General features: G+C 56.8%; 5 protein-coding genes and 4 pseudogenes. 5 read left to right on the top strand and 4 right to left on the bottom strand.

Features of this window, described 5'->3' with window-relative positions:
- Positions 1 to 159: 159 nt before the first annotated feature.
- Entirely contained in the window at positions 160 to 1,071 is a 912-nt protein-coding gene (locus PX554_RS22700; protein WP_275504625.1) for an SGNH/GDSL hydrolase family protein, read from the top strand.
- A 487-nt stretch (positions 1,072 to 1,558) separates the two neighbouring features.
- Here PX554_RS22700 and PX554_RS22695 read toward each other — a convergent pair whose 3' ends face one another.
- Positions 1,559 to 2,635, bottom strand: coding sequence for an IS5 family transposase (locus PX554_RS22695; protein WP_275504624.1), 1,077 nt, complete (start codon positions 2,633 to 2,635; stop codon positions 1,559 to 1,561).
- Between the two features lie 147 nt (positions 2,636 to 2,782).
- Here PX554_RS22695 and PX554_RS22690 point away from each other — a divergent pair.
- The 4 genes and pseudogenes from PX554_RS22690 to PX554_RS22675 all read left to right on the top strand — a co-directional run.
- A pseudogene (locus tag PX554_RS22690) lies at positions 2,783 to 3,825 on the top strand (transposase); the annotation flags it as partial.
- 364 nt (positions 3,826 to 4,189) lie between these two features.
- The gene (locus PX554_RS22685; RefSeq protein WP_275504623.1) at positions 4,190 to 5,641 is read left to right on the top strand and encodes a hypothetical protein; all 1,452 of its coding nucleotides are present in this window, start codon (positions 4,190 to 4,192) and stop codon (positions 5,639 to 5,641) included.
- A 193-nt stretch (positions 5,642 to 5,834) separates the two neighbouring features.
- A complete protein-coding gene (locus tag PX554_RS22680) occupies positions 5,835 to 7,316 on the top strand; it encodes a hypothetical protein (RefSeq protein WP_275504622.1) in 1,482 nt (493 codons plus the stop codon).
- A 202-nt stretch (positions 7,317 to 7,518) separates the two neighbouring features.
- On the top strand, positions 7,519 to 8,394 hold the full coding sequence (locus PX554_RS22675; protein WP_275504621.1) for a glycosyltransferase family 4 protein: 876 nt from the start codon (positions 7,519 to 7,521) through the stop codon (positions 8,392 to 8,394).
- Between the two features lie 9 nt (positions 8,395 to 8,403).
- Here the strand turns inward: PX554_RS22675 and PX554_RS22670 are convergent.
- The 3 pseudogenes from PX554_RS22670 to PX554_RS22655 form a co-directional block, all read right to left on the bottom strand.
- Positions 8,404 to 9,346: pseudogene (locus PX554_RS22670) on the bottom strand (IS630 family transposase).
- A gap of 362 nt (positions 9,347 to 9,708) precedes the next feature.
- Positions 9,709 to 10,761, bottom strand: a pseudogene (locus tag PX554_RS22665) (IS110 family RNA-guided transposase).
- Positions 10,762 to 10,863: 102 nt separating this feature from the next.
- Positions 10,864 to 11,686: pseudogene (locus tag PX554_RS22655) on the bottom strand (IS5 family transposase).
- Between the last annotated feature and the right edge of the window lie 134 nt (positions 11,687 to 11,820).

Below are 11,820 nucleotides of genomic sequence, written 5' to 3'. Positions count from 1 at the left end.
GCGCCTACTCGAACTAGCGGTTAATTTTGCTGGCGGCGGGTGCCGCTCAAGGGAGGCTTCTTGCGCAAGTATTCATGCCTTTGCGCTATGATAATATTTAGGCGAGATAAGATATCAATTTTCTGATCAATTTTAAAAAAATTGTCAGGAGACGTTTCAGTGAGAGTTTTAAAATACTCATTTGGTTTGCTTCTTTTATCGCTTATTTGCCTGGAAGTTTGTTTGCGATTTGCCGGATTCGCACGTCCGCTGCTCTACAAAGCGAGCGGCGCGGGCTATGAATTTGTACCTAACCAGACGATAAACCTATTAGGTAAAACCACCCATATAAACGCTATTGGTGCGCGCGGCCCAGATGTTTCGGCGGTCCCAGCAAACGGTCTTTATCGCATTTTGGTGATAGGCGACTCAGTAGCCAACGGTGGCACGCAGATAAATGACGAACAAACTTGGCCGTTGCAGTTAGAACGTTTGCTGAGGAAGACAGGTATTAATGCGCAAGTAGTTAATGCGGCTTCTGGAGGTTGGGCGGTGCAAAACGAAGCAGCATGGCTGGCTGAGCATGGGACCTTGAAAGCCCGAATGATAATATTGGAGGTAAATCAGAAGGATTTAGGTCAACCATTCGCAAGATCGGACATATTAGATAATAACGTATCTTTTCCTACTAGGTATCCATTAAGCGCCTTGGGCGGTTTTGTTAAACGTTACGTTCTGCCCAGAGTAGGGTTAGCGCCTCCTTCGTATGATCCCGGTTCAACATCTGGGAAATTCGACCCGGAAAGTTTTGCAATGGTGCTTAAAGCCGTTGATAATATCCGCACTGAGGCGGAAAGACATGGAGCGAAATTCACAATCCTCTATTGGGATGTTCGAGATCCGCCTACAACGGACGTCATATCTGCGCGTAATGTACTATTTTCATATGCGGATCGGCACAATATTCAAGTATTTCGTCCATACCTCAACAAGGTTGGGCAAGGGGAGCGCTTCTTTAGAGATCAAATACATCCCAATGCCGAGGGTAACATTGAGATTGCGAAAGTTTTAAGAGATAATATTTTGCAGTAATTCTATTGGGGACATTCTCCACTTTCCCGTTTTCGGGATCAGGCGGTGGGCATGGGAGCGTCTCGTATTTGGGTGGTTGGCCGCGGCGCCGAATCTCGGCGGGTGCCTGCACGGCCGGCGTAACCGACCGGCTGAGGCCGCCTGCCGAAGGGTAAATTGAGCACGTAAGAGACGTCCCTAAGGACGTCGTTAGCCCAACTTGCGATGCTGTGGGAAGGGATCGACTGGAGACGCCCGAACTGGGGCGCACCGCCGACACACGCGGGGTAACTTTTCGTTCTGGAAGCGGCTGTTTTGCTGGGTTTTTCGGCAGTTTTCCTGTAGAAGAAGCCATGCTGAGCGCGGCATCCGATCTGGGCGCCTCCATTTACCCATTTACCCGCTGATGCGATCGTATTGATGATTCGAGGTGGCGCTTTGGGTGGCCCTGGGGTTTGGCGCTAGGTTTGCCGGGATTCTCAGGGTTTTCCGTAGAGCGCGGACGCAACTATCCCATTGCGGCGCGACGCTCATGGAAGATCAGGCGGTGGATGTTGAAGGCTAGGTTGGCGAGCGTGATCTTGGCCTTAGCCCGTTCGATGCCGATGGTGCGGATGAACAGGCCCATGACGGCCTTCTGATGCGCGAACACATGCTCGACGCGGGCCCGGATCTTCGACTTGGTGGCGTTGCCGCGGCGGACATGGGCGGGCATCGGCCTGCCCTTGGGCTTTCTGCGGTGGATGCGGCTGACGCGGCCCTGGGCCTTCAGCCAACGCTCATTGCTCTGGCTGCGATAGGCGGTATCGGCCCAGACATCCGATGCGGTGTTGTCGCTGGTCACCACGTCGCGCAGCATGCGCCCGTCGTAGCGCGCGCCGTCGGTGACCTGGCCCTTACGAATGAAGCCGAAGGTCCGGCATATCGAGACGCTGCTTTTATACCCGAAGCTTGGGATCGCGATATCCGGCTGCGGCTTGCCATCGGCGGTCGGCCGCGACTTGGCGAACTTCAGCGTCCAGCGAGCATCCGTGTCCTTTTGACGCGCCTTGGCGGGGGCGTCCGGCCAGATCTCGGCGGCGCTCCGGCCCGCTTTCACCGCGGCCTTCTCGGCCTCGGTGTTGCGCTGCTTGGGCGCGGCGACCAGCGTCGCGTCGACGATCTGACCCCCCATCGGCAGATAGCCCCGCGCCTTCAACTGGCGGTCGAAATCGGCAAAAAGCGTATCGAGCGCGCCGACCGCAGTCAGCCGCTCGCGGAACATGCGGATCGTGTTCGCATCCGGCGTCGATGCGCCAATATCGAAGCCCAGGAAGCGCAGCCAGCTCAGCCGATCCCGGATCAACCATTCCATTCGCCCGTCGGCCACGTTGTTCTGCGCCGCCAGCACCAGCACCTTCAGCATCACCACCGGATCGTAGGGCGGCCGACCTCCCTTGGTGCCGTCGGAATAGCCCAGTGCGGCTACCAGCGTCGGCCGAAACGCTTCAAAGTCCACGATCTGCGCCAGCACCTCCAGAGGATCGCCGTCCGCTGAAAGGCGTTTCATGTGGTCCGATAATCCGAAAAGCCCAGCCTGCCGCATCGTCCGCTCCCGCTGACCGCCGACAGTGAATCATCACTGCGTCAATTTTGCGAGAGGTGCCCAGGTCTCGCGACCAGCGATCAGAACGATTCCGAGGCGCAAGCCGCTATCGCTTCTGCCCACATCAGCCCCGGGCCGCGTCCATCTCGGCGCCCGCGCGTCTCGGCGGATACGCCGCGCGAACGCCACGAACTCGACCCCGGCGACGCCTGTCCCGATTGCGGGGGCGGTCTACGTCTCGTCGGCGAGGACGTGAGCGAGATCCTCGAGATGATTACGGCAAAGCTCAAGGTCATCGAAGTCGCCCGCCCGAAGAAGTCCTGCCGTTGCTGCGAGAAGATGGTCCAGGCGCCAGCCCCGAGCCGACCGATCCCAGGCAGCATGGCCGGAGGAAGTCTCCTGGCTTACGTGCTGGTCTCGAAGTTTGACGACCATCTGCCGTTGTACCGGCAAAACGAGATCCTCGCGCGCATGGGTGCCGACATCCCGCGCAGCACGCTTGCCGATTGGTGTGGCCGCTCGATGCGGATCCTGCAGCCCGTGATCGACCGGATCGAGGCATCGGTCCTGGGCAGCGACATCCTGCACGCCGACGACGCACCTATCCGCGTACTCGCTCCGGAACGGCGCGCCAAAGGTATCGGCAAGGGCGTGAAGCTGGTCATCTCGGACGCGCACGAGGGTATCAAGGCGGCGGTCTCGCGGGTGTTCAGCGCCACCTGGCAATGGTGCCGCGTCCACTTCGCCCGCAACGCGCTGGCGCACGCCGGGCGCAGCGGCCGATGCGTGGTTTCAGCCTTTATCGCCACCGCCTTCGCGCAGGAAACCGCAGGAGCCGCCAAGGCTCAATGGCGCAAGGTCTCCGACCAACTCCGGCCGACGGTTCCCAAACTCGCCAAGCTCATGGATACAGCCGAGGAGGACGTGCTCGCCTATATGTCCTTCCCGCCGCAGCATCGAACGAAGTTACATTCGACGAATCCGCTTGAGCGCCTCAACGGCGAGATCAAGCGGCGCACCGAAGTCGTCGGCATCTTCCCGAACGAGAATGCCATCACTCGCCTCGTTGGAGCGATCCTGCTGAACAGAGCGACGAATGGGCGGTCCAGCGCGCTCGCTACATGACACTGGAAAGCGTCGCCCAGTTGAGCGATGATCCGCTCGTCACGTTGCCACCTATGGCAGCATGATCGATCCGGCCCTGGCCGAAGATCACAGCGGCTACGCCGCCGGACCTACACCACGCCATGGGACACGATCATCAACACCGCCAGCGTCCTGCAATTACAGATCCTGACCCTAGCGAGATCGGCGGCTTCCGCGATCTCGGGGCAGGTAGCGCGCAACGTTTCCACAAGTTGACGATCGATCTGCGATACCGCGTCCATCGGCGAAGTGAGGAGGCGCATTGCGCAGAGGTCTGGGTAGTCTGGCGTCCTGTTACCAGCCGATTCACATCGTATGGCCTTGACCTGCGCTTGCGTTGGCGCGATGCTACAGTACAATTATGAACCTAGCGCCCTTCGGCGACAAGGGATTAAGGCGAATCTGCGCGTGCAACTCAATCGCCTCCTGCTCATTCTGACTGCTCTGTTAATGCCGTCGTATGCCGGCGCGCAGCCGGCTCAACCGCGTGCAGGCGCAGCGCTAGATACGCGGCGGGTGGAACCCTTTGGAACTAGGGCAAGCATTGCGGAGTTCGGCGATACTTCTACGTTTTCGACCTGGCGCGCGGCGGCTGTTTGGATGAACTCCGGAGCGCCTAAAACGCTGATTATTCCGCGTGGGATCCATCATATTCGTCGCGCGGCTGAAGATGATCCGCTGAGTTCGCTGCTGGTATTCACGAACAATCCCACAATCTTCTTCGAGAGCGGAGCCGTTCTCGCGTTCGACGATCTGCGTGCTCCTCTGTTGACCTTTTCGGGGTGTACAGGAGGAGGTATCATGGGGAAGCCCGTGTTTCGATTCACGGGTGACACGCCGCGGCCCGGCAGGTCGCTACTATCTGCCTTCTTTGCAGTTTCCGGAATTCCCAAGGGCCTATCCTTTGGAGGTGGGTACGAGTTGTGGAGCATAATCCTCAGCAACTCAGATAATATGTTTTTCAGCGATATTGATGCTCGGCCAGAGTCGCTAGATCAAGCTCACATTATCCCCTTTGTCCTTAACCTGAAACCTCGCGCAGCGACGATACGCGCTAGTGGTAACAAGATACAGAATTTGAGTATCGGCGGGTATCAACACGGTGTTCTTTTTTATGGGCAGCAGGGACTTCGTATCGATGGAGTGAAGAGCGATTACCGCGGGGGCGTAAACTACATCGCGCCGGGCCACGTAATATATTCAACCGGAGAGAATTTGAGAGCAGTCCGAAGTCGCGACGTCATCATACGTCGTATCGAAGATGGTTCCCACGTGCTTGGCTGGCCCGCCAGTCGGAAGGTAAGTTTGGGAACCCTTTCGATGAAGGGAATTGAAAACTCTATTGTCGAGAAAGTTCGCAGCTTACACCCGGCTGGGCTTATTACATCGATATCGGATAATTATCACAATACCTTTCAGGATCTTTGTTGGATATCGAATGACCGCGAGCCCATTGTTGGTGCAGCTATCTTCATAATATCGACCGCGATTGATAATTCGTATCGACGGATCTATATGAGTGCTTCCAGTAAAAACGCCCGAATATTAAGTACAGGTACGGGCGATTCAAGCGGGTCCGTATTCGATCAAATTTACCTAAGCGGTCTTTCGGCGCCGTCATATGGAAATTCTGGCAGTTTTATAGATTTATTCGGCAGCGGCGTGCGCAAAAAAGATATCATTATTCACTCAGTAGGCGCAACTAAAGCTGCTGAGCAGATGCAAGCCTTTTCTGTTCGAAGCCATAATATCGAGTACTCGAACAGTATGGAGAAAGATACAGGCGCTGTGAAGTTTGCCCGAGGAGCCACGGGCGGGCTGCGTCCTTCGTGGAATAACGTCTGTTCTGGAGTGTTTTAAGCGCTCCAACTACGAAGTGACAAGCGGGCATAGAAACTTAACGCCGGCACTAGGCTCGCCTTGAACGGTTAGCGAGTTTACATGCCCCATCTCAGCCTACCGCGCGATATTGAGGATGATACCCTTGCAGACTCGGATAGCCAAGAGAAACCGTTTAGGACAGTGGGACTTCTCGAGCTTTTCGTACCTAATCTTGTCACTCGCTGTCATTGTGGCCGCTAGCCTCGGTACAGCGTTTTTGGCGACTTATCTCGATGAGAAAACGTGGCCTTTTGGTATTTTAATGGTGATACCTACAATGCTTTGCGGAACGAAGCTTGTAAGTCTCATTTATGAGGGGCATTTCAAGCCCATCACGTTGATATCTTTGGCAACGATATTCTGGTACTTCGCTCCTTTGGTAGTTCTGACGCTCGGCATTCCGGGATTTACAATCAGCGCCAATGCATCTGTGCTATCAAAGGCATCGAGCAACTTAGTAGCAGGACTAATTATAGCTTCCCCACTGGTCCTGTTGGAAGCTCGTCACGGCTTATCATTCTTTAAACCGTTGCTTGATTTGTCTAAAAACCCGCCATATATATTGCTATTCGCATTTACGATGATACAATTATTTTTAATTGCCGGAGGAATTTGGACCTATGGTTCGGTTCTTATGGCTTCGACGCGGCCTGATGCCGGCGGCGTTGTTGCACTTCTTCGTGCTGTCGATCTTTGCGCTACAGCGGCAATGCCGATGACCGCGTTTTTTCTTGGAATTAAGCTTGCTTCTAGAGGTCGACTCACTAGTGGTGCGGTCTTACTCTGTGGTTTTGCTTTGTTGATAGGGCTAATTTGGCATTTTATTTCAGGGCGTCGATATTTGACCGTTGAGATTGTGCTATGTGCAGTACTCTACCTGGCGGCTAGATATCGTCTGCAAGGTAAAAAGCTAAAAGTCACGGGAGTTGGACGCATCGCGATACTTGTGGCAGGAGTTATTGTCGTTGCTTGGCCGGTTTACTTCGCTGTGAGAGTGGCGAGCTATACGTCCAAGAATAGTGGGGAAATGCCTGGCATAGTAGATCTGGTCACATCGGCGACAGAGGTAAAATCACAAGATCTTGAAGCGGGTTATAATCAAAAGGTTATTGATAGATCTGCCATCATCCTCTCCTATAGCGCCGTTCAGTCAACGCTACGGTCTTTTGCAATAGGTCAAGGACTGCTCGTATCAGTGGCGATGGCGTCGCCGCCATTCATTGTTGATAAATCCAAGCTTCCGGGATCGCCTGAAAAGATTTGGGCGAGTCTCGGTGTACCAGAAGATGATTACTCAAATACGCTTGCCCTGGACTCCTATGTTGACTTCGGCTATATAGGATATGCGGTTTATCTTTTGATAGCTGTGTTGCCGATATATTTTATCGTGCTGTTATTTAGGTTCCGTAAACTTCCGAGTAGCGTTGTTCAAATATCGTCAATTTTTCTATTTTTAAATACTGAGACGTCTGTGACTGGGTACCTTGTCTTTGCGCGTAACGTCAGTATTCTCGCTATCATTCTCTTTGCCATAGGTAGTCTCGGACGTCGAAGGCGCGGATCTGGTTCTCAGCGCCCTGGCATTATCGTTGATTCTGTTACACCTAGGCAGGAAATTGGGACTCAGAACTATGGAAGACAGGGGTCTGATTGAGGACACCAGAGTGCTCTTTATAGCTTTATCCGCGTGGCATCAGCATGGTGGCATACAGACTTTCAATCGACGGGTGATACGGGGGCTTTTCGAAGTCAGCCCGGATTCTGTAACAATACTGTTGGCGGATAACCATGATGGAGTCAGAGGTGCTCGTGATATAGGGCGTGTTATTGGATGCGGCGGGAGCTATACATTCTTCATGCGCCAGATTTTTCTATTGGCTTTTAAACATGATACACTACTTATCGGACACATAAACCTGCTGCCTTTGGCAGTGTTTTACAAAATGCTTAGACCGAAGGGCAAAGTTATCCTCTTTGCGCACGGGATCGAAGTATGGGGAGATGATCGATATCGCGAGCCAAAGCTTTACGAGGGGCCGCTGCTTCGCCGCATTGTAGATAAGGTGGCTATCGTAAGCGACTACAGCAAGGAACGCATGGCGGTGAGCTTCGGGCTTGATAGCGACAAGTTCATTGCTTTTCCGAACGCTGTCGATGGGCCCGTAAGATCGATCGAGCGCCGAGTGCAGACATCAGAAATCCTTGTCGTGTCCAGATTAAGCAGCGGCGAGCGAGAAAAATACGTCGACAAGGTGATCGAAGCGATGCCTAAAGTGTTGGCGAGCGTGCCGGAAGCAGTGTTGACGATTGTGGGCAAAGGTGAGCTGCGCAGTGAATTGCAGGTGCTCGCCATGGCGCTAGGAGTAGCCGAACGTGTGCGTTTCTTGGGAGCCGTTGACGACGCCACCTTGGCACGCGCCTATGACGCTGCGGCGGTGTTCGTGCTACCTTCGTCCAAAGAAGGGTTCGGTATCGTCTTCTTGGAAGCATGGTCCTACGGCGTGCCCGTTATTGGGTCCAGCTTCGGCGGGGCAGGCGAGGTGATCACGGATGGGGAAGACGGCTACAGCCTAGATACGACTGAAGTGCCGTTGTTGGCAAATCGGATCATTGCGCTGCTTGCGGACGCCGATCTTCGTAAACGTTTTGCGTATGCTGGGCAGCAGAAGATCATTGGACCTTACTCGGACAAAGCTTTCAGGGTGCGACTCTCCCGCTTGATTCGTTGTTAACGGGGAAGGTTAGAGCATCGAGCAATCGAACGCATATCCGGCAGCGGCAAAGTAGTTTCGGCACTCATCGGGGTCATACAGGTCGCAAATGGAGCCGACGGCTTTCCACAGGTCGTCGATGGTCCCCGCGCGATCCGACGGAGATGGGCTTTCAGTTTTGAGAAGGCCATCTCGATCGGGTTGAGATCGGGACTGTAGGGTGGGAGAAAAAGGAACCAGGCACCGCGTTCCTTCAACGTCGCTTTGGCCTTTTCGCTTTTATGGGCTGGCAGATTGTCGAGGATGACGACATCGCCATGCCCGAGCGTCGGAGCGAGTTGGGTTTCCACATAGACCTCGACGATCTCCTTGGTCATCGGCCTGTCGATGATCCACGGCGCGCTCAGGCCATCGCAGCGCAGAGCGGCGATGAAGGTCTGCGTTTTCCAGTGGCCGAACGGCGCCCGGGCTTTCAGATGCCGACCACCCTGCGCCCGCCCGCGTAGCCGCGCCATCTTCGTTGTGGTCGCGGTTTCGTCAAGGAAGACCAACCGGTGCGCCTGCTCGTGCAGTCGTGGCTGGCGATAGACGCGCCAACGCCGCCGCGCCTCGCTCACGTCATCGCGCCCGCATTCCGATGCCATCAGCGCTTTTTATATCGGAAGCCCGCACCGACCAGCACCCGCGACAACGAAGCCGGGTGCGCCACGACCTTCGTCTCGGCTTTGAGGCGCTCGGCAAGCTCGGGCATCGTCACATCGGGCGTCGCCTCAACCCAGCGGATCAACAGCCCCAGATATCGCGCCAGCTTGCCTCCACCGCGCGGCCGCCCCTGACGCCGCGGCACTGCGGATCCCGTACTGGCGACATGCTGCATCAACTTGATCGCGCAACTCGGGCTGACGCCAAACCGTCGCGCTGCGCTCCGGCAGGAATGTCCCTTCGACACGTGCGCCGATATGCGCTCCCGCAGGTCACTCGAATAGGCTCGCCCCCATGATCCACCTCCAAACCAGGATGAATCATATTTTTAAGCTATCCGAAACCCCGCCGATTCCTACTTCTGGCTCGATGCTCGAAGAGTCCCCTCTGATTGGGGCTCTTCGGGTCAAACTGCTTCCTCGTATGCGTGGTCGTCCCCATGGATTACTCGCTTCTCTCCGCGGTCAGCGCTGGACTGCCGCATGATGGGGTCAGTAGAACGGGATGCCTCAAGCTGTTTCACGACCTTCGGCATTGCCGAGGATTCGGACTCTCAACGAGGTCAACCCGCCCATCGTCCCCATGGGGATGACCGCTACCCGCCTCTTCAGGCGGGATCTGGTTCGTGTCTCCTCACGCTGCTGCGAGGGCTGGCGCCTTGCCCCAGCGAAACTCGGTGGCGTCGCTCCACATGCGATGCAGTATGATGGCCAGCTTGCGCGCTACGGCGACACGGGCCTTGGCCATGCCGCGTCGTTGGGCGATGCGCATGCCCCGGCCTTGAGCGTCGACCATTTCTGACACCGCGTCAGCAGCGTATGCGCTGCCGCGTAGAGCGCGGTGCGGGCGAGCTCATCGCCGCATCGGCTGATCTGTCCCTGGATGTCGGTCTCACCTTACTGGTAGCGCCGGGGCGAGAGACCGAGATGGGCGCCAACGTCGCGGGATCGTCGGAAGCGCTCCGGCTGGTCGACTGTTGCGCGGAACGCCAGCGCGGTGAGCGGCCCCCACGCCTGGCACGGTCATCAGCCGGCGGCAGATCAACTCGACCTTAACCGCATCCGGCGCATGCTTCGTCAGCCGCTCAATCTGGCGGCCCATCGCATCGAACACGGCAAGCAGCGGCTCAACGATGTCGGAGATAGCGGCGTCGGCCGATGCGAGCTCGCGGGCGCGACCGGCAAACAGCTTGCGTGATGGCGTGCCGAGCTTGAGGCCGACCTCCCTCAGTACCGCGCGCACCGCGTTCTCGATGTCGCGCTGCTTGTTCAGCATCGTCCTGCGTGCGGCGAGCAACGCACGTGCCGATCGGCTCGGCGTGCTCTTCACATGGACCGCACGATACCAGCCGGTGCGGATGATCTGCGCCAAGCCGCGCGCGTCGTTGCGGTCGGTCTTGTTCGGCATCGCACCCGTTGCTGCCTTCGCCGCCCGCGTCTCGATGCACAGCGCCGGCAGATCGGCGCGCGTCAGACCCTGATGGAGCCATGCCGACAACTAGCAGGCCTCCAGGCCGATACGTTTGAATTCCAGGCCGGTGGTGGTCAGCGTCTCGATCAACACATCGGGCTCGCTGGCCGCACGTAGCTCGCGGACCACCTTGCCCGTCTCATCGATAATGCAGATCGCCGCCTCTTCCAACGATACATCCAGTCCGCATAATGGCGCACGGTTGCTTCTCCTCATGGTTGTGGCCGCTCGATACGGACCACGTTCTACCATCTGCGAGGAGCAGCCACCCAACCGACTCGAGGCTGAGTCCCAATCACCCCATCTGTTTGAGAATGTTTACGGATGAACGATGCGGCGAAGCATGAGGCTGCCGAGTGCGATGTGGATCATGGCTTCGGAGACATCAAGGCGTTGGTCGTAATCGCGCACGAGGCGCTTCCAGCGGGTCATCCAACCGAAGGTACGCTCGACCACCCATCGTCGCGGGAGAACTTTGAAGCCGGGTTCCTTGTCGGTTCGGCGGATGATCTCCAGGACGAAGTCGCGATACGCGGCAGCGTCCACGAGACGGGTACGATCATAGGCGCCATCGGCGAACAGATGCTTGAGCCAGGGCCACCGCTTTCGGATCGCCGCGACGATGGTTTGGGCGCCCGCGCCGTCGGAGATGTCGGCGGTGGTCAGGTTGACCATCAGGAGCCTGCCATCGGTATCGACGGCGATATGGCGTTTGCGGCCGACGACCTTCTTGCCGGCATCGAAACCGCGCTTTTCCGCCGCTGGTGCCTTGATAGACTGGCTGTCGATCACGGCCGCGCGGGAGACTGCTCGCGATCCTGCCGTTCACGATCGAGCATCAGGGCGACGTCATGGATCGTGCGAAACAGCAATCGACGAACGAACCGCCTGAACCACCAATAGACTGTCTGCCAGGGCGGGAAATCGTTCGGCAGCATGCGCCAGCCGCCGCCTGTACGGGCCAGGTAGCGCAGCGCGTCCAGAACCTCCCGCAAATCTGTTTTCGGCTTGCGCCCACGCTTGGCCACCGGCGGCAGGAATGGCTGGATGAACAACCACTCCTCGTCTGTCAGATCGGTCGGGTAGCGCTTCGCTCGCTGATCAAACCAGCCATCCGGCCACGGCTCGCTTGGATCCACATCCCAAGCTTGAATCACGAGCGCAATCGCCTTGCAACCTTTCTCAAACGGACTCTAATTGTAGCGGCTTGCAATAATGATCGCCCGGAACTGCAATAAAGGGCGGTTTCCGGCTCACATTGCGTGAGACGTTCAG

Origin of the sequence: Sphingomonas pollutisoli, from assembly GCF_029167165.1 — a bacterium.
Taxonomy (GTDB): Bacteria; Pseudomonadota; Alphaproteobacteria; order Sphingomonadales; family Sphingomonadaceae; genus Sphingomonas; species Sphingomonas pollutisoli.
The sequence above is the reverse complement of the archived record's forward strand: the minus strand, read 5'-3'. Positions and strand labels throughout refer to the sequence as shown.